This is a genomic window from Bacillus sp. FJAT-42315, assembly GCF_002797375.1.
Lineage (GTDB): Bacteria > Bacillota > Bacilli > Bacillales > Domibacillaceae > Bacillus_CE.
This window is the reverse complement of the sequence record NZ_KZ454941.1, coordinates 2,721,287-2,740,794: the sequence shown is the minus strand read 5'-3', so window position 1 is coordinate 2,740,794 and position 19,508 is coordinate 2,721,287. Positions and strand designations below refer to the sequence as shown.

The 19,508-nt window shown below is 38.4% G+C and carries 23 protein-coding genes and 1 riboswitch; of the genes, 16 read left to right on the top strand and 7 right to left on the bottom strand.

The genetic code is table 11. The annotated features are described in order from the left end of the window. The first annotated feature begins 5 nt into the window (after positions 1 to 5). The 4 genes from CEF22_RS13440 to CEF22_RS13425 all read left to right on the top strand — a co-directional run bounded on the left by CEF22_RS13440 (position 6) and on the right by CEF22_RS13425 (position 3,499). A complete protein-coding gene (locus tag CEF22_RS13440) occupies positions 6 to 1,157 on the top strand; it encodes a thiolase family protein (RefSeq protein ID WP_100403266.1) in 1,152 nt (383 codons plus the stop codon). 32 nt (positions 1,158 to 1,189) lie between these two features. After that, positions 1,190 to 1,960: a 3-hydroxyacyl-CoA dehydrogenase gene (locus CEF22_RS13435; RefSeq protein ID WP_095480196.1), complete on the top strand. Its 771-nt coding sequence runs from the start codon at positions 1,190 to 1,192 to the stop codon at positions 1,958 to 1,960. Between the two features lie 150 nt (positions 1,961 to 2,110). Beyond that, positions 2,111 to 2,389 (top strand): AbrB/MazE/SpoVT family DNA-binding domain-containing protein, encoded by a 279-nt coding sequence (locus tag CEF22_RS13430; protein ID WP_095480197.1) that lies wholly within the window; start codon positions 2,111 to 2,113, stop codon positions 2,387 to 2,389. 74 nt (positions 2,390 to 2,463) lie between these two features. Next, a riboswitch (cyclic di-GMP riboswitch) is annotated at positions 2,464 to 2,550 on the top strand. 46 nt (positions 2,551 to 2,596) lie between these two features. Next, positions 2,597 to 3,499 (top strand): amidase, encoded by a 903-nt coding sequence (locus CEF22_RS13425; protein ID WP_232726124.1) that lies wholly within the window; start codon positions 2,597 to 2,599, stop codon positions 3,497 to 3,499. A gap of 166 nt (positions 3,500 to 3,665) precedes the next feature. On the opposite strand, the gene CEF22_RS13420 is transcribed toward CEF22_RS13425, so the two are convergent. After that, a complete protein-coding gene (locus tag CEF22_RS13420; RefSeq protein ID WP_095480198.1) occupies positions 3,666 to 3,752 on the bottom strand; it encodes a YjcZ family sporulation protein in 87 nt (28 codons plus the stop codon). A gap of 189 nt (positions 3,753 to 3,941) precedes the next feature. Here CEF22_RS13420 and CEF22_RS13415 point away from each other — a divergent pair, with 189 nt between their 5' ends. From CEF22_RS13415 to CEF22_RS13400, 4 genes are read left to right on the top strand one after another with little or no spacing between them, the layout of a single operon-like run. Then, the gene (locus CEF22_RS13415) at positions 3,942 to 4,322 is read left to right on the top strand and encodes a GntR family transcriptional regulator (protein WP_198508071.1); all 381 of its coding nucleotides are present in this window, start codon (positions 3,942 to 3,944) and stop codon (positions 4,320 to 4,322) included. Next, a complete protein-coding gene (locus tag CEF22_RS13410) occupies positions 4,319 to 5,203 on the top strand; it encodes an ATP-binding cassette domain-containing protein (RefSeq protein ID WP_100403265.1) in 885 nt (294 codons plus the stop codon). Before CEF22_RS13415 ends, CEF22_RS13410 begins: the two co-directional genes overlap by 4 nt. Beyond that, complete coding sequence (locus CEF22_RS13405) at positions 5,187 to 5,930, top strand: hypothetical protein (RefSeq protein WP_157843235.1); 744 nt, start codon at positions 5,187 to 5,189, stop codon at positions 5,928 to 5,930. Before CEF22_RS13410 ends, CEF22_RS13405 begins: the two co-directional genes overlap by 17 nt. A gap of 2 nt (positions 5,931 to 5,932) precedes the next feature. Beyond that, positions 5,933 to 6,634 (top strand): hypothetical protein, encoded by a 702-nt coding sequence (locus CEF22_RS13400; RefSeq protein ID WP_100403263.1) that lies wholly within the window; start codon positions 5,933 to 5,935, stop codon positions 6,632 to 6,634. Positions 6,635 to 6,651: 17 nt separating this feature from the next. On the opposite strand, the gene CEF22_RS13395 is transcribed toward CEF22_RS13400, so the two are convergent. After that, positions 6,652 to 6,915, bottom strand: a complete 264-nt coding sequence (locus tag CEF22_RS13395) for a YtzC family protein (protein WP_100403262.1) — start codon at positions 6,913 to 6,915, stop codon at positions 6,652 to 6,654. Between the two features lie 114 nt (positions 6,916 to 7,029). On the opposite strand from CEF22_RS13395, the gene CEF22_RS13390 reads away from it, so the two are divergent. The 8 genes from CEF22_RS13390 to CEF22_RS13355 all read left to right on the top strand — a co-directional run bounded on the left by CEF22_RS13390 (position 7,030) and on the right by CEF22_RS13355 (position 14,792). After that, a complete protein-coding gene (locus CEF22_RS13390) occupies positions 7,030 to 7,164 on the top strand; it encodes a small, acid-soluble spore protein L (RefSeq protein ID WP_100403261.1) in 135 nt (44 codons plus the stop codon). A gap of 149 nt (positions 7,165 to 7,313) precedes the next feature. After that, positions 7,314 to 7,868: a biotin transporter BioY gene (locus CEF22_RS13385; protein ID WP_100403260.1), complete on the top strand. Its 555-nt coding sequence runs from the start codon at positions 7,314 to 7,316 to the stop codon at positions 7,866 to 7,868. 166 nt (positions 7,869 to 8,034) lie between these two features. Next, a complete protein-coding gene (locus CEF22_RS13380; RefSeq protein WP_100403259.1) occupies positions 8,035 to 8,880 on the top strand; it encodes a MurR/RpiR family transcriptional regulator in 846 nt (281 codons plus the stop codon). A 22-nt stretch (positions 8,881 to 8,902) separates the two neighbouring features. Continuing rightward, positions 8,903 to 10,033 carry a M20 peptidase aminoacylase family protein gene (locus CEF22_RS13375; RefSeq protein WP_100404014.1) on the top strand — a complete coding sequence of 377 codons (1,131 nt, stop codon included), beginning with the start codon at positions 8,903 to 8,905 and terminating at the stop codon, positions 10,031 to 10,033. Positions 10,034 to 10,038: 5 nt separating this feature from the next. Further along, on the top strand, positions 10,039 to 10,869 hold the full coding sequence (locus CEF22_RS13370; protein WP_100403258.1) for a GNAT family N-acetyltransferase: 831 nt from the start codon (positions 10,039 to 10,041) through the stop codon (positions 10,867 to 10,869). A 1-nt stretch (position 10,870) separates the two neighbouring features. Continuing rightward, entirely contained in the window at positions 10,871 to 11,974 is a 1,104-nt protein-coding gene (gene menC, locus CEF22_RS13365; protein ID WP_100403257.1) for an o-succinylbenzoate synthase, read from the top strand. A 196-nt stretch (positions 11,975 to 12,170) separates the two neighbouring features. Continuing rightward, positions 12,171 to 13,265 carry an aromatic ring-hydroxylating oxygenase subunit alpha gene (locus tag CEF22_RS13360; RefSeq protein ID WP_100403256.1) on the top strand — a complete coding sequence of 365 codons (1,095 nt, stop codon included), beginning with the start codon at positions 12,171 to 12,173 and terminating at the stop codon, positions 13,263 to 13,265. A 93-nt stretch (positions 13,266 to 13,358) separates the two neighbouring features. Beyond that, positions 13,359 to 14,792 (top strand): amino acid permease, encoded by a 1,434-nt coding sequence (locus CEF22_RS13355; protein ID WP_100403255.1) that lies wholly within the window; start codon positions 13,359 to 13,361, stop codon positions 14,790 to 14,792. A gap of 95 nt (positions 14,793 to 14,887) precedes the next feature. On the opposite strand, the gene qoxD is transcribed toward CEF22_RS13355, so the two are convergent. The 5 genes from qoxD to CEF22_RS13330 form a co-directional block, all read right to left on the bottom strand. After that, positions 14,888 to 15,172, bottom strand: coding sequence for a cytochrome aa3 quinol oxidase subunit IV (gene qoxD / locus CEF22_RS13350; RefSeq protein WP_094834787.1), 285 nt, complete (start codon positions 15,170 to 15,172; stop codon positions 14,888 to 14,890). 2 nt (positions 15,173 to 15,174) lie between these two features. After that, positions 15,175 to 15,771 carry a cytochrome aa3 quinol oxidase subunit III gene (qoxC, locus tag CEF22_RS13345; protein ID WP_100403254.1) on the bottom strand — a complete coding sequence of 199 codons (597 nt, stop codon included), beginning with the start codon at positions 15,769 to 15,771 and terminating at the stop codon, positions 15,175 to 15,177. Then, entirely contained in the window at positions 15,768 to 17,714 is a 1,947-nt protein-coding gene (gene qoxB, locus CEF22_RS13340) for a cytochrome aa3 quinol oxidase subunit I (protein WP_100403253.1), read from the bottom strand. Before qoxB ends, qoxC begins: the two co-directional genes overlap by 4 nt. A gap of 33 nt (positions 17,715 to 17,747) precedes the next feature. After that, positions 17,748 to 18,668, bottom strand: coding sequence for a cytochrome aa3 quinol oxidase subunit II (gene qoxA / locus CEF22_RS13335; protein ID WP_100403252.1), 921 nt, complete (start codon positions 18,666 to 18,668; stop codon positions 17,748 to 17,750). A gap of 408 nt (positions 18,669 to 19,076) precedes the next feature. Then, on the bottom strand, positions 19,077 to 19,451 hold the full coding sequence (locus CEF22_RS13330) for a nucleotide excision repair endonuclease (RefSeq protein WP_100403251.1): 375 nt from the start codon (positions 19,449 to 19,451) through the stop codon (positions 19,077 to 19,079). Positions 19,452 to 19,508 lie beyond the last annotated feature (57 nt).

The window sequence follows — 19,508 nt, the reverse complement described above, 5'->3', positions numbered from 1 at the left end:
AGTAAATGAGAGAAGTCGTGATTGTAGAAGGTGTTCGTTCAGCAGTAGGCAGACGTAAAGGAGCATTTAGTCATACACGTCCAGATGATTTAGCGGCAGAAGTGTTAAAAGGACTCGTTTCTCGGGCAGGGATTTCAGCGGATATGGTCGAGGATGTTATCTTCGGTTGTGTGTCGCAAGTAGGGGAGCAATCGGTCAATATCGCAAGACAAGCTTCATTAATCGCTGGTTTTCCAGTGAGTGTCCCAGGAACAACGATTGATCGTCAATGTGGTTCCAGTCAGCAAGCAGTCCATTTTGCTGCTCAGGCGATTGCATCGGGTGATATGGATATTGTGATTGCTGGTGGAGTGGAAAGTATGACGCGTATACCGATGTTTTCTAATCGGCTAAACGCTGAATGGAGCGAGCAACTCACTTCTCAACATGAAATCATTCACCAAGGTTTATCAGCGGAAAGAATGGCTGATAAATGGGAATTAAGTCGTGAGACATTAGATGAATTTTCTTATAATAGCCATCAAAAAGCGTTAAAAGCTCAAGCGGAAGGCCGATTTAATAAAGAAATTTTGCCGATTGAAGTGACGCTAGAGGATGGATCTAAAAAGCTGATCAGTGAAGATGAAGGTCCTAGAAAAGAAACAACGGTGGACATATTAAATGGCTTGAAGCCAGTCTTTAGAGAAAACGGAAAAATTCACGCGGGAAATGCCAGTCAAATGAGCGATGGGGCTGCGGCTTTGTTAATTATGTCTCGTGAAAAAGCGGAGCAGTTACAATTAAAGCCTCGTTTTCGAATTGTTGCACGGACGGTTGTCGGTTCCGATCCGACGTTAATGCTGACGGGACCGATTGATGCAACAGCGAAAGCATTGGAAAAAGCAGAATTAACGATTGATGACATTGATTTATATGAAGTAAACGAGGCGTTTGCTTCTGTTCCACTTGCTTGGTTATCAGATACTGGTGCAAATCCGGAGAAGTTGAATGTGAACGGTGGAGCGATCGCTTTAGGGCATCCGCTTGGGGCAACAGGAGCAAAATTGATGATTACATTGATGAATGAATTAGAAAGAACGAATGGCCGTTACGGCTTGCAAGCAGTATGTGAAGGACACGGTATGGCGAATGCAACAATCATTGAGCGGATCGATTAATTTTTTTATCTAATACAAGGGGGGGAATGGAGATGGAATTGAATCAAACTGTAGCAGTCGTAACGGGTGGAGCTTCAGGATTAGGAGAAGCGACGGTCAAACATGTTGTGGAACATGGTGGAAAGGCTGTTATTTTAGATATGAATGAAGCAAATGGAGCTACTCTTGTGGAACAGCTTGGGCATGAGAATGCTATCTTTGTCAAAACAGATGTGACGAATGAAACAGAGGTTACAAATGCTTTAGACGAAGGAATTAAAGTATTTGGAAAAATTAATTTGGTCGTTAATTGTGCTGGGATTGGTACACCGAAGAAAGTGTTGTCGAAAGGGAAGGCGGCTAGTTTAAGTGACTACAATCAAGTCATTCAAGTGAATCTTGTCGGTACATTTAATGTTATTCGTTTAGCTGCAGAGCGCATGGTCACAAATGATGCAAATGAAAAAGGAGAGCGAGGAGTCATCATTTCAACAGCTTCGGTTGCAGCGTTTGAAGGTCAAATCGGTCAAGCGGCTTACAGTGCCTCTAAAGGCGGTGTCGTCGCTATGACATTACCAATTGCTAGAGAACTAGCGAAAGATGGGGTTCGAGTGATGGCGATTGCGCCAGGATTATTTGAGACACCGATGTTTAATACATTACCAGAAGCGGCACGGGTAGCACTTGGAGCGATGACGCCATTCCCATCGCGACTTGGTAGACCACAGGAATATGCTCAATTAGTGCAAGCCATCGTAGAAAATTCGATGTTAAATGGAGAGGTTATTCGCCTAGACGGAGCGATTCGTATGCAGCCGAAATAAAAAGAATAGTGGAGTTTTATGAAGGAGCTGACATTCATCATTATCGTCAGCTCTTTTTTGAAAATCAACACATATTAATTTCTTTTTATTTACATTTGTAGTAGAAAATATGATATAATTTCTACAATGAATGTAAAGGGGGGACGAGAAATGAAGTCAACCGGAATTGTTCGAAAGGTAGACCAATTGGGGAGAATTGTTGTTCCGAAAGAATTGAGAAAAAATTTATCGATTGATATAAAAGATGCCATGGAAATTTTTGTGGATGAGGATAAAATCATTTTAAGGAAGTATAAGGCAGAACAGGCTTGTATCATTACAGGTGAAGTGACATCTGAAAACATCAGTCTATTTGATGGGAAAATCCACTTAAGTCCAAATGGGGTAGAACTATTAAAGAACGAATTAGAACGAATTAGTGACAATTGATAGAAGTATGAAACATTTATCTCATGAATTTTTGCTATATCTATAAAAAATCTCTTATATATGTCGATATAAAGAGTGTAAAAAGGCAAACTTGATGAAAATCAAGGACGCAAAGCTACGGACCTAAGCAGTTTTAGCTGTATGGCCGCCGGGCTGCCATTCTCCTTTTTGAAGTGAGATGGCAACTTCGATGAGGAGATGTTCAGTATGAAGATGTTAAGAAAGCTTGTATTCGTATGTATCGCTGTATTACTTTTAGAAAGTGCAGGTTTGGCTATGTTCAAGCAAAGTGCGGCGGCAAACGAACAACCAATGCAAAAAGCAACATGGTTATGGCATACAAAAGAGATTGTATCTAATAAAGATCAGTTGTTAGACTTTATGCAACAAAATCAAGTAACAGATGTCTATTTGCAAATCAATAAGGATATTTCTGTAAGTGCTTACAAAACATTTATTCAACAAGCAAGCGCAAATGATATAAAAGTACACGCACTTGATGGTGCACCAGCTTGGGTATCTAAAAAAGGTCTTGCTTCTCAAGAAAGTTTTTTTGCTTGGGTACAGGATTATCAGCTTCAGGCTGCACCTGAAGAACAATTTTCAGGTATTCATTTAGATGTGGAACCTTATTTATACAAAGGTTGGAAAAAGCAATATCAACAAACTGTCCAATCTTATCAAGCGCTACTGATGAAAGCCAATCAATCAGCTCAACAGTTAGGGTTACCACTTGCCGCAGATATCCCATTTTGGTTTGATAATCGATTTTATAATAATCAATTTGGAAAAGGGAAGCTATCTGATTGGGTGATTGCTCATACAGATTCTGTGACTATTATGGCTTATCGTGATCAAGCGTTAGGTTCAAATGGAATCATTAAGCTGGCTCAAGATGAAATCAATTATGCAGCATCAATGAACAAAAAAGTATCCATCGGTGTAGAAACACAGGCTTCACAGGAGGGAGAATTTATCACTTTCTATGAAGAAGGACAAGCAGCGATGTGGGAGCAATTACAAATCGTACAGAATTCCTATGAAAACCAGTCCAGCTTTGATGGATTTTCGATTCATTACCTACAAAGCTGGATGAAGTTAAAACAATAAATTTACTAAAAAACACGGCTTTATTGGCCGTGTTTTTTGTATGCCATTTTCTTTTTTGCAAAATAAGGCTAAACTTCTCCAAGTTGAAGAAGCCTAGGACTTATTTGAGAAAGCCTTTGTGAGCAGCGAAGAAACAACGAAGAATTTGGAGAAATGAATGATCTGTTTAGTATACGAAAGAAGCACCGATGATAATTAACAAAATGAACAAAACGACAAGTAAAGCAAAGCCACCGCCGTAACCGTAACTCATATTTTTCACCTCCTTGTTGAAGGGAATAATACATAGTATGAAACGTCGGCAAAAATGTTTAGACTTTTACAGTTTGTCTATTGAATAGATGGGTGTTTTTTTATTTAAAAGAATCTTGATTTATTTGGTAAAATATTATACAGTACATTACAACAGTAATGTACTGTATTGGAGGATGGTGATAGAATCTTGATATTAGATGCAGATGGAATGAAACCAATTTATGTCCAGATTTCTGAGTGGATCGAGGCAGAAATTTTAAATGGACATTTCCAAGAGGACCAAAAAGTTTATTCTCAGTATCAATTGGCGGAAATGTTTAATATTAATCCAGCAACAGCAGCGAAGGGACTTAATTTATTAGCCGATGAACATATTTTATACAAAAAGCGCGGACTTGGAATGTTTGTTTCAGCGACAGCGAAAGCAACGATTGTCAATAAGCGAAAAAACCAAACGTTGAAGAGATTAGTCACGGACATTGTGAAGGAAGCGAAACAACTCCATGTAAGTGAAGAGGAATTAATAGACATGATCAAGACGGAGAATGGTAAAGGAGGAGCAAAATGAATGCAGTTCAATGTGCGAATATAACGAAAGTATTTGGGAAATCAAAAGCGTTGAATGATCTGTCGTTTACGATTGAGGAAAACAAGATTACTGGATTAATTGGCCGAAACGGGGCAGGGAAAACCACCTTGTTAAAAATTATTTCAGGGTTCATCAAACAAACTGCTGGAGAGATCCAGGTTTTTTCTGAAGATCCATTTAACAGTCTTTTTGTATCAGCTAACTCTATTTTTATTGATGACCAGATGAGCTTACCGACATCATTAAACCTTGAAGAGCTATTAACAGTAGCGGCTGATTTTTATGAACATTGGGATCAAGAATTAGCTAACCGATTAGTGGATTACTTTGCTTTTGACCGCAAACAATATCATGACCACCTGTCAAAAGGAAAAAAGCATACCTTCAATATGATCCTTGGGCTGTCGTCGCGCTGTGCATTAACGATTTTTGATGAACCAGCAAATGGAATGGATGCGGCTGTGCGAAAGGACTTTTTTCGGGCGTTGCTGAAAGATTATCTAGTCTATCCTCGTACTATCATTATTTCTACTCATTATTTAGATGAGATTGAGGATTTATTGGAAGAGGTTTTGTTAATTTGTGATGGGAAGAAACACCTTCACCTCCCCATGACCGATTTAAAAGAATGGGCGATTGGTGTCACAGGAAAGAGTGCGGATGTGATGGAGTGGATTAAAGATAAAGAAGTGATCCATCAGCAAAGCGTGGGTATTGATCGTCAGTATGTGGTGTTAAGAAATAAAGATATACTCTCGAATTTGCCAGTAGGGATGACGGCTTCAGCAGTTCGTCCATCTGATGTATGCGTGTATTTGACAAATAACACAAAAGGAGGGATTGATGATGTCTTTAACTAATGTCACTTTAGGAAATGTAGTAAAAAAGCAATATCTATTTAAGTTGAAATCTTATATGGGTGCTTTAACTGCCCTGATTTCTGTCCAGCTAGTGGCCATGTTGTTTTCATTTAACGGTTCTGGTATGAGTGGAAGAGGTCAAGAAAATGTTACTGTGAATGTTACGCACTATTCGGCTGATATTATTGTCATGTTCACCATTGTTTGGGCGTTTATTATCGCGAGTATTTTGCCAACAAAAGCTTATAGGAATGATGATTTCATCTTTGTAGCCAATCGAGTTAGCAGTCATCTATCTAATATCCTTATTTTATTAACGATGAGCGTACTAGGAGGGGTCACTGCTATTTCAGCGAGTTTTTTGTTAAGAGTTCTCATTTATTTTTTCACTGATATTCAACTGATAAATACTAACTATTTGTTCTATGCACCACATCATTTGTTAATGGGAATCATTGCAGCCAGTCTCTATATGTTCTTATTTAGTGCGTTAGGTTATTTTGCGGGCACGCTCGTTCAACTTAGCCGTGTGTTTATTTTCTTATTACCGATGTTATATTTAAGTCCATTGTTAATAGGAGTTACGATTGGGAGAGATATGACAGCGATCTATCAATTTTTTTTGGCGGAATCGTCTATCACACTGTTTGCAATAAAAGTCTTCATCACCGTTGCTCTACTTTTTACTTGCTCAGTTACTTTATCGAATAGAATGGAGGTTCGGTAAATATGAGTTCATTAGTTGTTGTTTCTTTTATTATCATATTTGTCATTTTTGCTATTTTGGTGAGAGTAATCAATAAATCGGGGAAATTATTCTCTTACAATCAAGTAAAATGGCTGTTTATTAGTTATCTCTTTGTGTTAGTAGCTTCTATCGTTGTTTATTGCTTTCTTCCCTATGAAAAAGTTAATGGAAAAAAAGAGGATAAAAACAATTTAAATGTAGTTGAAACAGTACTTTCCGGTAAAGTAGATCAAATAGATGATTCTTTTAAGAAGAAAGAGTGGGCTTTTAAATATAAAGGGAATTGGATTGAACTAAGTTTGCTTAATGATTTTTATTCTGAATTCACCATTGTGATTGACAGAAAAGACAAAAATGATGACGAGATAGAAGCAATTCTTTATCAGCCAAAATCTTTTGTTAATGATATAGATATTACAGATGAGCTTGGGTTGATCGATCTTCAGTTGAAGAAAGACAAACTTATACTAGCTAAACCACAGGAAGTCCATTTGGAGTTTAGCCAGTTTACGAAAGAATTCCCTATCACTCAGTTTACTGGAGAAAATTGGATGTCAGATGATTTGATTTCCATCAATCCAGGAATACTTTATTTACGCATTCCTAGTCATTTAAATATAGTGGAGGTCACCAATTTATTAAATGTCCATTATGTTGACGAAAAACTCTCCCCTCTGCAATAAAGAGGGGAGTTAACGGTTTAATGATCAAGTAAAATCATCTCATTTTGCTTTTGTTGAATTTGTAGTTTCATTCGCCTTAGCTCTTCTTTTTGCTGAGAATTGGCACTATGACTTAACTTATCAAGGTTGTTAAGGGTCTGTTCGAGCGTAAGCTGTGCTTGGCTAAATTCAACATCATTGTAATGTTCTTGGGTGGAAGCCTCTTTATATTGCTGTTCTGCAAAATCAAGAGCTCCCTTGCATTGCTCAATAAATTGTTCAACTGCTTGCCTTGTCGCCACCTAGATCATCTCCTCATTCGGAAATTGATGAAATTCATCCTCCATAGTTTTTCCGTTTTTCGCTTGGATTATCAATGAGTTTTTTGTAAATAGTATAAGCAGGAGGTGTTTCTCATGGGTAAAAGTAAAAACCGAGGCAATCCAGTAAGCGGTGTAAATCCTCAAGGATACTCTGGTGGAGGAAAAGGAGACACAAGCCCGAAATCTCGCTTAGAAAGCATCGCTAAACATAGCAATACGAAAAGATAATGGGGTGAGGGTGTCATGTTGAGACACCCTTTCATTCTATTGTACAGATTGATAACGACAAAAAATGTAAACTTATTTTATTTTTAAGTTTACATTTATAATCCCCTATTATAAAATAAAGTTACTTTTATTGGAATAGGGGGATATGAATGAAAACGAGGGATATTACATATGTTGCTTTATTCGCTGCGGTGATGGGAGCATTAGGCTTAATTCCACCAATTCCATTGTCGTTTACTCCAGTTCCTATTACGTTGCAAACGATGGGAGTTCTTCTCGCTGGGGGGATTTTAGGTGCGAGGCTTGGATTTTTTAGTATCGTGACATTCTTATTGCTAGTTGCAGCTGGCGTTCCGCTCTTGACAGGTGGGCGCGGAGGACTAAGTGTATTCGTGGGACCGAGCGCCGGTTATTTATTTGGTTATGCTATCACAGCTTTGGCGGTCGGCTATCTGATCTCACGTTTTGAGACAACTGCATTCAAGAATATTTTGTTTGTAAACTTAACGGTCGGTATGTTTATGCTCTATCTGTTTGGCATTCCTGTTCAATCGTTTGTGATGGACCTTCCATTAGTAGAGACGATAAAAGTTAGTCTTGTTTTTATTCCAGGAGATGTATTGAAAGCAACATTTGCTTCCTACTTAGTTTATAAGTTGCGGAAGTCTCCCGTTATTTCTAGACAATTAGTAAAGGTTAGTTGAGGCACTTAATGTGTCTCTTTTTTATTTTTTGAGTTTTAACCAATTGAATATTCAGAAAAAATATTGATTATTTATAATGAATATGATAACTTATTACTCAATTATGAAGTTTAAACTTCTTTAATTGAGTAAATGTAGCTTAAACTTCATATAAGGAGAATTTAATATGGAGATATTTAGTGAAATAAAAGAGAAGTATTCACAGTTATCTAAGGGACAGCAAAAAGTTGGTGAGTATTTGCTGAAGAACCCAGAAGAAATTGCGTTACAACCGGCAAACCAAATTGGTCATCGCATCGGTGTGAGTGAAACGACTGTCATTCGTTTTTGTTATTCATTGGGGTTAAGTGGGTATTCGCAGTTACAAGCAATGGTTCGGGAGCATCTCATTCATCAAAAAAGCCACTTAAATAATTACTATTCTTCCAAAAAAGAGATGGCTCGAGAACCGCATTTATACGCGCAGGTGATGGAAAACGATGCGGAGAATATTAGAAAAATGCAAGCTAATATTCGAGAAGCGGATATCGAGCAAGCTGTGATCAAAATCATGGAAGCGAACAAAGTATATATAACAGGAATGCGAACGGCTTTCGCACCGGCTCAATGGTTTTCCTTAGTGTTAGGGTTAGCGCGAGATGACGTTTATTTATATCAGCCGGCTATGGATGATTTAATGGCTATGCTTCAACAATTGAACAAACAATCAGTATTTGTCGCCATTACGTTTCATCGCTACGTAAAGGAAACGGTGAAGTTAGCGGAAATGGCAAAAGAGCAAGGAGCATTTGTAATCAGTATGACCGATTCGGAACTAGCCCCTATTGCGCGATTTAGTGATATTACCTTTGTTATTGGAGAAGGGAAAGATACAACTTTAGATGTGTTTCCTCCGCTTTTTTCATTGCTAAATGCGCTAATAGCGAGTATTTCTGTTCAATATGATGAACCAATAAAGGAACGGCAAGAAAGGTATGAACGGCTCAGTTCCAATTATTTATTTTTTAAATAGAGAAGAGAAAGGAAGTTTTGTTGTGAAAAAACAACTAGAGGATTTAAAACCGACTATTCAGCAACTATACCAACATTTGCATACTCATCCTGAGATCAGTTGGGAAGAGGTAGAAACGACAAAATATTTAGCTAATCTATTAAAGAATTACGGATTCCAGCCACAAACATTTGATGATTGCACTGGGCTAGTCGTTGAAGTGGGAGAAGGAGAAGTCGCTGTTGGACTGCGCTGCGATATCGATGCCTTATGGCAGGAGGTTGATGGGGTTTTTACTTCTAATCATTCTTGTGGACATGATGCTCACATGACGATGGCTGTTGGGACACTATTGCTGTTGAAAAAGTTGTCGTATCAACCAAAAGGAAAATTAGTGGTGATTTTTCAACCAGCTGAGGAACAAGGAACCGGTGCATTAAAAATGATTGAAAAAGGTTTAGTTGATGAATTGGATTATTTGTACGGTGTTCATGTAAGACCTATTCAAGAGTTGTCACATGGACAGGCCTCTTCAGGTATTCAACACGGGGCGTCTAAATTTATTGCAGGAGAAATTATCGGAGAAGATGCCCATGCGGCAAGGCCTCACCTTGGGAAAAATGCAATTGAGATTGGTGCCGATTTAGTCCAATCTTTAAGTCAAATTCATATGGACCCTTCTATTCCTTCTTCAATTAAAATGACCAAGTTTCAAAGTGGGGGAGAATCGAGCAATATTATTCCAGGAACAGCTTCTTTTTCTTTAGATCTTCGTGCACAAACGAATGAAGCAATGAATGAATTAACGGAGAAAGTCGCTCAAGTATGCAAAGGATTAGAGATCCTGCATCATGCGACGATTGCACTTGAAACGAAATCTACCACAGCGGCAGCTATCATATCGGAAGAAGCATCTGATATTATGGGCAAAGCCATTAGCAAAGTGCTTGGGGATGAGAAGGCTGTTGCTCCAATCGTGACGACCGGGGGAGAGGACTTTCATTTTTATACTTTAAAAAACCCAAAGCTAAAAGCAACAATGCTAGGTCTTGGCTGTGACTTACAACCAGGGCTGCATCACCCTAAGATGACATTTAATGAAGAAGCTATTTATTCAGGCATCGAAATAATAGCTGAAACGATCATGAGTACATTTGAACAACAGGAAGGATGAGTAGTATGACGAAAGATTATATAATTCGACCATTCCAAGATCGTAGTGATTTTGAAAAAATGCAGGAATTAGAACAAAAGGTTTGGGGAAGTGAACCGATTCCGATCCCACAAACATTAACGGTTCATCAAAATGGCGGTTTATTAATGGGGGCTTTTTCAGGAGAGAGGTTAATTGGTTTCAGTTATGGTTTCCCTGGTTTTTCTAACGGTCACACGTATTTATGCTCGCATATGTTAGCGATTGATCCTGACTATCAAAAAACAGGCATTGGTAAGGTATTAAAGGAAGAGCAAAGACAAGAAGCAATTCGTATAGGCTATGATTTATTAACATGGACATTTGATCCGTTAGAAAGTGTGAATGCTTATTTAAATTTGACGAAATTAAAGGCGATCTGTGATACATATAAAGTGAATTGTTACGGAGAAATGAAGGACGGATTAAACAAAGGCCTCCCTACGGATCGTTTGAAAGTGGATTGGTGGATTCAAAGTTCTTATGTAAATGGCGAGCAAACATTTACTGATGAACAAGCAACGGTACTTGCCGACTATGAAGTAACACCAGCGGGTTTTCCGAAAATCTCGTTGATTCATTCTGAAGATGTAAGTAATAAAAATAGTGTGCTCGTTCCTATCACGAAAAGTTTTCAAGAGATTAAAGCGAAAGATCAGGATTTAGCGATGGATTGGCGAATGAACATACGTGACATGTTCACACGTCTGTTTGCTGAAGGGTATGCCGTTGTCAAATTGATTCAGCGACCTGATGAGCCTGTGCATTATTATTTATTTGTCAAAAAGGATGCAATAAATTTAGAGAAGGAAGGGTAAAATGAACATTCAAGAAGTTGTGTTACGACATTTGAAAATGGAATTGAAGTTTCCTTTTACGACTAGCTTTGGCACGATCCAAATGAGAGAATTTATTTTAGTTGAAGTAAAGGATGAAGAAGGAAGATCGGGCTGGGGAGAATCCGTCGCTTTTATGTCTCCCTTATATAGTGAAGAGACGCTTCAAACGAATTGGCATATATTAGAGGACTTTCTTATTCCGATGTTAAAAGGAAAAGAAATTTCTCACCCGGATGAGTTAACTGAGTTGTTTGCTTCCATTCGAAAAAACAATATGGCCAAATCAGCTATTGAAGGCGCTGTTTGGGACTTATATGCGAAGAGACAAAACCTACCTTTGTACAAATGTCTTGGCGGGGAACGAACGTCGATTGAGGTTGGAGTCAGCATTGGTATTCAAGATACCATTGAAGAGCTGCTTGCGATTGTTAAACAGCATGTAGAGGAAGGGTATAAGCGAATTAAAGTGAAAATTAAGCCGGGCTGGGATGTCGATGTGATTAGAGAGATTCGCCGTATTTATCCGGATATCGCTTTAATGGCTGATGCCAACTCTGCTTATCGATTAGAAGATTTAGATTTATTGAAGCAGCTAGACGAATTTAACTTAATGATGATTGAACAGCCATTAGCATCGGATGATATAGTTGACCACGCAACGGTTCAAAAAGAATTAAGCACGCCGATTTGTTTAGATGAAAGCATCCATTCTTGTGAAGATGCACGTAAAGCTATTCAACTAGGAAGCTGCAAAATTATTAATATTAAAGTCGGCCGAGTGGGCGGTTTAACCGAATCGAAGAAGATCCATGATTTATGTAAAGAGAAGGGGATCGATGTTTGGTGTGGCGGAATGCTTGAAGCAGGTGTTGGCAGAGCGCACAATGTTGCCTTAACGACATTGAGTAACTTTACATTGCCGGGAGATACGGCAGCTTCTTCTCGTTATTGGGAAAAGGATATTATTCAGCCAGAAGTGATTGTACATGATGGCTTGATCACTGTTCCAGAAACAGCGGGAGTAGGTTATGAGATTGATTTGGATGCCGTAGAACAGTTCACAATTAAAAAGCAAGTATACTAACGTGATAGGTAACTATAAAGCAGCCCTCGAAATGAGTGGCTGCTTTATTATTTCAATGGTTAAAAGTAACAAAATTTCAAGCAGGAAAATCCTTAATTTTGGTTAAAATAAATATATAATTCAGAATATTTTTGATATAAAATCAAATAAATATATTCTTTATTAAGAACCAACATATATAGAGGGGGTTATTTAGTTGAAAAAGCCGGAAGTAAGAGTGAGTGAAAAATTAAGTGAAGCGTATACACTACCATCATGGCTTTATACAAACCCGGAAGTGCTTGAAGTTGAAAAGCGAGAAATTTTCAAGAAAACGTGGCAATATGTCGGCCACATTAGTCAATTTAATAAACCAGGTGATTATATCACAACTGAAGTAGCGGATGTTCCTATTATTATTTCTTATGGGAACGATCGGGAATTGCGGGCGTTTTATAATGTTTGTACACATAGAGCAGCAAAGCTTGTTGAAGGAGAGGGGAATAAAGCTATTTTTTCCTGTCCTTATCATGCTTGGACATTTAAATTGGATGGATCGCTAAATAGAGCACCGAATATGAATGGGGTTGAAAACTTTGAGCATAAGGATTTTTGTTTAAAGAAGATTCAATTGGAAGTGTTTGAATCGTTTATCTTTGTGAATTTAGACCCTCAGTCACCCTCTATGTCTACGTTATTCCCTGATTTATTTCAACATGTGAAAACTCAAAACCTCGGAGATTTTAAAAGAGTACGCGTTAAGGAATCTATTTGTCAGTCAAACTGGAAAATCGGGATTGATAATTATCTAGAATGTGATCATTGCTCAATCGTTCATAAAGCGTTAGTTTCTAAATTAGATATGAATCAGTACGAAGTGGCTCAATACGAGAATTATTCCTATCAAGGTACTCCGTTAAAAGGGAAGATGAGCCAATTTAGTTTAGGAGAAGGTGGAAGGTATTATTGGCTTTATCCTAATACTTGGTTTTCATTTGATCCTGGACCGGCTAATCTGTCTATTCATCAATCCATCCCCATTGATCATAAAACGACGAAATATGTGTACACTACTTTTTTTAAAACAGATGAAATTACAGAGGAAGAGCAAAGTTTAATAGCCATTGATGAATTAGTAAGGAAAGAAGATCTAGAGATTTGTGAGACGGTTCAGAAAGGAATAGAAACCGGCGTTTATACACAAGGAAGGTTTTCGCTGACAGAAAACTGTGTTCATCAATTTCATTTACTGCTGCAAAAAGACTTAGAAGAAAAGCTACCATTGCAGCCAGCGCCATCATCCGCATTTTAACTCATTGATTTATTAAATGAATTCTATCTGAATATTTGTAAGCGTTTACTTTTTGTTGATGCTATAAAAATATGAAAAAGGTAGGTGGATTGGATGAGTGGAAATCATGAAGGTCAACCGCAAATGAAGCGATCGATAAAGAGCCGACACTTATTTATGATGTCGCTCGGTGGGATTATAGGAACTGGATTGTTTTTAGGTTCTGGTTATGCCATTGGTGAAGCTGGTCCTGCTGGCGCGATATTGGCTTATTTAGTAGGCGGGCTCCTCATGTTTTTAGTAATGGTTTGTTTAGGTGAGTTATCTGTTGTGATGCCTGTATCGGGTTCTTTTCAGGCACATGCTACGAAATTTATTGGTCCTGCAACCGGTTTTGTCATTGGCTGGGTGTATTGGTTGAGTTGGGCATTGTATGTCGGCCTTGAATTTATTGCAGCGGGTATGTTAATGAAGAGATGGTTTCCTGATGTACCTGTTTGGATTTGGTGTGCTTTATTCGTCCTATTACTTTTCTTCATTAATTCACTGGCAAGTAGAAGTTTTGCTGAGACTGAATACTGGTTTGCTGGTATTAAAGTGTTGGCGGTCATTCTCTTTATTATCATAGGTTTGGCTGCGATGTTTGGTGTATTGAAGATGGAAAGTGCATCGGCTCCATATTTGTCTCATTTTATTGGAGATGGACTGTTTCCAGCAGGTATAGTCGGTGTATTTATATCGATGATGACTGTCATTTATGCGTTTCAAGGATCAGAAATTATGGGTGTAGCAGCCGGAGAAACAGAGGAACCAGAAAAGAATATTCCGAAAGCGATTCGGAATATTGTTGTGCGTGTTGTATTGTTTTACATTATGGCTATTTTTGTGTTGTCAGCGCTTGTTCCATGGCAAGACGCTGGGGTGTTAGAAAGCCCGTTTGTTACAGTGTTTGATATGGTAGGCATCCCGTATGCCGCTGATATTATGAACTTTGTTATTTTGACGGCTATTCTATCTGTTGGAAATACCGGCTTGTTTGCTTGTACACGCATATTATATTCACTTTCCTTAGATGGGATGGCACCTAAAGCTTTCTCGAAATTAAACAAGCGTGGGGTTCCTTCTATTGCTTTAGTCGTTACCCTTATATTTGCTTTAATTTCGTTACTGACAAGCATTGTGGCGGCAGATACGCTATTTGTTATTTTACTCGCCATCAGCGGAATTGGAGGAACGTTAACGTGGATGACGATTGCTATTGCTCAGCTGATGTTCCGGAAACAATATATTCGAAATGGGGGACAAGTGGAGGATTTGAAATTTAGAGTTCGCTTCTATCCGTTTGTACCGATCCTCTGTATTATTATGTGCGCCTCCATCTTTGTGTTTACTGCATTTGATCCTGTTCAACGAATCTCTCTTTATTGGGGTTTTGGTTTTATAGGAGCGTGCTATTTGTATTATTATATGATATTTGCAAGGAGGAAGGCGACTTTGCCAGCAACTGTGGATCTAGAAGCAACTACTACCATTAAAAAAGAATTTTAATCATTTGAACATATGAAAAAGCCACCATCCGAAATTCGGATGGTGGCTTTTTCGATGAGTATCGACAAAACTCGGGGAGTGACAGGCACTCTCTATCACATATAACCCCAAATCATTGTGAACATTGATCCAAGGATTGTAATAACTCCGACAAATAAAGCGTAAGCAATATTTATATATAGAGAAGCTTTGTCAGATGTTTCTCCAATGTGCATGAATAGTAGTAACTGAACGCTAGCTTGAGCAGCGGCAGTAACGAGTAGTACAGTCATGCCAGCTGTAAATGACATGTCAAAATACCAAACTGTCAGGGCAGCAAGTGAAAGGACTAGTGAAAAAACGAATCCCATCACATGATGTCTAGGGAAATATTGTTTCATCATTACATCAATCCTTTCAAGTATACGAAGCTAAAGATAAAGATCCAAACAACATCAAGGAAGTGCCAGTATAAAGAGAAGATAAACGATTTATTAGTTGTTTCAGGCGTTAAACCGTGTTTCTTCACTTGCATCATAATAGCGGTTCCCCATAGTAAGCCGAACGTAACGTGAAGTCCGTGGGTACCAAGTAAAGTGAATAAGCTAGATAAGAAGGCGCTTGTTTGCATCGTAGCTCCTTCATGAACGTATGTGAAGAATTCGAAAATCTCAACGCTCAAGAATCCTAAACCTAATACTAAAGTGATACCAAAGAAGGTCATCATTGCTTTTTTCGCACCAAGGCGCATCGCATTGATACCAAGGCCGATTGTAAAGCTACTTGTTAATAAGATGATTGTTTCTAACATAACCGGTGCCATTTCAAAAATTTCAGAACCAGCTGGACCATTACCTGTACGGTGTTCTAATACAAAATATACAGCAAATAGAGTGGAGAAGAGGGCAATTTCTGCCCCTAAAAAGATCCAAAATCCTAAGATCTTTAATCGATTCTCCTCTGTACTATATTCTAAAGGTAGCGAGTTATCTATTTTCATTTTCCTTCACCTCGCAATGCTTTTTCCGTGCGTTCAATCTCCTCAACAGAGACGTAGTAGCCATGATCTTGTTCAAATGTGCGATAAGTCATTGTAGCTAGTACAACTAGACCAGCAATGATTGCAAGGTTCCACCAGTTGAAGACTGCGAAGAATCCTAAGAAGAAGAAAGCTACACCCATGATAAACGGTTGTCCGCTATTGTTTGGCATATGGATTGGCTCATATGGACCATCATCTGTTAGCGGTTGATTATCTTTCTTAGCAAACCAATAAGCATCGATCGACTTAATAGTTGGTACTTTTGCAAAGTTGTAGAATGGAACTGGACTATGCGTGCTCCACTCCAATGATCTTGCATCCCAAGGATCGCCGTTCGTATCACGAGGGCTGTAACGGATGCTCCAATAAATGTTGTAAACAAGAATAATGAAACCAAGCGTTAAGCCTAGGGCACCGATAAATGAAAGCATATTTAATGGGCCATAGCCTGTGCTTGCTGAATACGTAAACATACGACGTGTCATTCCATCAAGTCCTAGAATGAACAGTGGGAAGAATGTTACGTTAAAGCTAATAGCAATAATCCAGAAAGAAATCTTTCCAAGACGCTCGTTCAAACGGAAACCGAATACTTTCGGGAACCAGAAGTAGAATCCAGCAATAACTGCGAAAACTGTTCCTGGAATTAATACGTAGTGGAAGTGAGCGACAAGGAACATTGTATTATGGTACTGGTAGTCAGCACTTGCCATCGCAAGCATAACTCCAGTTACCCCACCGATTGTAAAGATCGGAATAAAGGCAAGGGAATAAAGCATTGGTGTAGTAAAGCTGATTTTCCCTTTGCGTAAAGTAAATAGCCAGTTGAATATTTTAACCCCAGTTGGTACAGCGATCGCCATTGTTGTGATCGAGAAGACGCTGTTAACCATCGCGCCATGTCCCATTGTATAGAAATGGTGTGCCCATACAACGAAAGATAACAAGGAAATAACGACCATACTCGCCACCATTGATTTATAACCATATAGGTTTTTGCGAGCAAATGTAGAAATGATTTCACTGTAAATTCCAAAAGCAGGTAAGATAACGATATATACTTCAGGATGCCCCCATACCCAGAACAAGTTTGCCCAAAGCATGTCCATACCACCATTATCCATAGCAAAGAATTGCGTACCGAATTGGCGATCTAACATCATTAATGCAAGAGCAACTGTTAATACAGGGAAAGCAAATACGATAATTACGTTTGTAATTAATACAGACCAAGTAAACATTGGCATTTTCATTAAAGTCATACCTGGTGCACGCATTTTTAAAATCGTGACGATGAAGTTAATTCCCGTCATTAACGTCCCAAGTCCCGCAATTTGTAGGGAAATAGAGTAATAGTTATTTGCTACTCCTGGACTAATATCCGGACCTGACAACGGGAAGTAAGCTGTCCATCCTGCGTCAGGAGATCCACCGATAACGAAGGAGATGTTTAATAGCATCGCACCGAAGAAGAATAACCAAAAACTTACGGCATTCAATCGTGGAAACGCTACGTCGCGAGCTCCAATTTGAAGTGGAATAACAACGTTCATCAATCCAATGATAAATGGCATAGCCATAAACAAGATCATGATGAGTCCGTGTGTTGTAAAGATTTCATTGTAATGTTGTGCGTTTAAAAGTCCGTTTTCCGGTACCGCTGTTTGTGCACGCATTAATACAGCGTCGACGCCTCCGCGGAAAAGCATCAATAAAGCAGCGATGATGTACATAACACCAATACGTTTATGATCAACAGTTGTTAACCATTCAGTCCAAAGATAACCCCATTTTTTAAAATAGGTTAATCCGGCAACGATGGAAACCGAAGCGACGACGATGCTGACCATGGCACCGTAAATCATCGGATCACCGGTTACGAAAAATTCGTCCCATTTCATAGGTGTGACTCCTTTCGTGTTCTATAAACAGTATTATTTTTCTTCATTTTGCTGTGTGTTGTTGCTTGCAGTCGGTATGCATATTTCTTTTCCGTCTGCACTTGCTCCATGGTTATGTCCAGCGTGGTCACCCTCTGGAGCTGGGCGGAAGTCTAGATGAGTGGAGTTGTATGTTTCACGTCCAACAAACTCAGCTTTTAAAAGTTTATCAAACTCTTTTTCTGTTAAATCAGATGCTGTGTCTTTAACGTCATCTACCCACTCATCATAATCAGCTGGAGTCATTGCTTGCGCTTCAAACTCCATATGAGCGAAACCTTTCCCGTTAAAGTTTGAGTTTTTACCCATATAAGATCCAGGTGTATCAGCAACAAGGTTAATCTTTGTCACCATGTCACTCATTGCGTATTTTTGTCCAGCTAATTGTGGAATCCAGAAACTCGTAATTGGACCGAATGAATACAGTCGAAATTCAACTGGTCGATCAGTCGGAAGGTTTACATAGTTAACTGTCTCAATTCCTTCTTCAGGATAGCTGAAATGCCATTTCCAGTTAGAAGAAGAAGCATAAATGACTAATGGTTTTTCATCAGCATACCCTTTTGGTGTCGTTTCAACTTCATATGTTGTCTTTACAGTAACAACAGATAAGAAAGTCACGATAAGGATCGGAATAACCGTCCAAATGATTTCTAACCAGTGATTTCCTTCCTCATGTGGAGGTTCATAATCCTTATCTAATTTCGAAGCACGATACTTTGTAAGTACATAGACATAAAGTACGTAAACGACGAGCAAGATACCTGCCATCACGATAATCGAAAGAATAATCGTGTCAGATAAAGTTTTGGCAGATGGTCCTTTTGGATCTAAGACCATCAATGAATTTCCACAACCTGTAAGAATCGTGGAAATAGTGAAAATAACAAATAAAAAAGCCCATTTCATCTTCATAGTGTACTCCTTCCTAAAACATAATGAATCATAGCCAAACAATATGTTTGGCTCATTAAATATTTCACGATAATTCTCCATGGATAAGAGCTGTAAATTAATTGAAATATATATCCATAACTCATATCTTATTCTCATTTGATTTAAAAGACAATTAAAAAATAATTATGTCACAAAAATTTCACATTGTAAGTTAATGATTAGAAAATAGGTATTAAAATGGGATTTTTATCGATGTGATAAAATGGAAGTGAGCAACTTCGAATACTGCTCTTTGCTACAGGTTTTAGGGTCAACGTGCGAGAAGAAGCTTTGTATAAGTTTGAGTTTTTAGTTTAACACCAAAAAGACCGCTGTATTAAAAATAGCGGTCTTTTCGACAAAATCCGAGGAGTGACAGGCACCTCTTTATTTAAAGAAAACTTTGTCGATATTGTATTTGGCTTGAAGTTCATTGATGATGTAGGTTTCGTAAATTTCTCGTTCAACCGGGTCTTCAATATAACAAACAGCAATTTTATATACGTCATCTCTATGATTTTTGATAGGGGATACTGTATCTTCGAAGTTTTTGCGAATTCGCTGTCTAAGTTTTCTTGCTTTTCCTACATAAAGCAGTTGGTCGTGAACATCGAAAAACATGAAGATGCCGCCTTTATCGCGGGCGATCTTCGTATAATCAGTAAAGCCATACTCGGTACTTAGTGCTGGTTCTCCCGCTTCTCCAACTTGTTTACTTTTCTTAATGACGACATTTGGTTCAGGGATCGTAATTTTAATCAATATAAGTCACTTCCTACTATTATTTATAGAACTTGTTTTAAATGGATATCCCACTAT

Coding starts and splice junctions, on each gene's coding strand:
- qoxC (WP_100403254.1), bottom strand. CDS start 15,771: ATGAAAATAGATAACTCGCTACCTTTAGAATATAGTACAGAGGAGAAT.
- CEF22_RS13420 (WP_095480198.1), bottom strand. CDS start 3,752: ATGAGTTACGGTTACGGCGGTGGCTTTGCTTTACTTGTCGTTTTGTTC.
- qoxA (WP_100403252.1), bottom strand. CDS start 18,668: ATGAAGATGAAATGGGCTTTTTTATTTGTTATTTTCACTATTTCCACG.
- CEF22_RS13380 (WP_100403259.1), top strand. CDS start 8,035: ATGGAGATATTTAGTGAAATAAAAGAGAAGTATTCACAGTTATCTAAG.
- CEF22_RS13370 (WP_100403258.1), top strand. CDS start 10,039: ATGACGAAAGATTATATAATTCGACCATTCCAAGATCGTAGTGATTTT.
- CEF22_RS13440 (WP_100403266.1), top strand. CDS start 6: ATGAGAGAAGTCGTGATTGTAGAAGGTGTTCGTTCAGCAGTAGGCAGA.
- qoxB (WP_100403253.1), bottom strand. CDS start 17,714: ATGAAATGGGACGAATTTTTCGTAACCGGTGATCCGATGATTTACGGT.
- menC (WP_100403257.1), top strand. CDS start 10,871: ATGAACATTCAAGAAGTTGTGTTACGACATTTGAAAATGGAATTGAAG.
- CEF22_RS13405 (WP_157843235.1), top strand. CDS start 5,187: ATGATGTCTTTAACTAATGTCACTTTAGGAAATGTAGTAAAAAAGCAA.
- qoxD (WP_094834787.1), bottom strand. CDS start 15,172: ATGAAACAATATTTCCCTAGACATCATGTGATGGGATTCGTTTTTTCA.
- CEF22_RS13410 (WP_100403265.1), top strand. CDS start 4,319: ATGAATGCAGTTCAATGTGCGAATATAACGAAAGTATTTGGGAAATCA.
- CEF22_RS13425 (WP_232726124.1), top strand. CDS start 2,597: ATGAAGATGTTAAGAAAGCTTGTATTCGTATGTATCGCTGTATTACTT.
- CEF22_RS13390 (WP_100403261.1), top strand. CDS start 7,030: ATGGGTAAAAGTAAAAACCGAGGCAATCCAGTAAGCGGTGTAAATCCT.
- CEF22_RS13355 (WP_100403255.1), top strand. CDS start 13,359: ATGAGTGGAAATCATGAAGGTCAACCGCAAATGAAGCGATCGATAAAG.
- CEF22_RS13385 (WP_100403260.1), top strand. CDS start 7,314: ATGAAAACGAGGGATATTACATATGTTGCTTTATTCGCTGCGGTGATG.
- CEF22_RS13430 (WP_095480197.1), top strand. CDS start 2,111: ATGAAGTCAACCGGAATTGTTCGAAAGGTAGACCAATTGGGGAGAATT.
- CEF22_RS13435 (WP_095480196.1), top strand. CDS start 1,190: ATGGAATTGAATCAAACTGTAGCAGTCGTAACGGGTGGAGCTTCAGGA.
- CEF22_RS13400 (WP_100403263.1), top strand. CDS start 5,933: ATGAGTTCATTAGTTGTTGTTTCTTTTATTATCATATTTGTCATTTTT.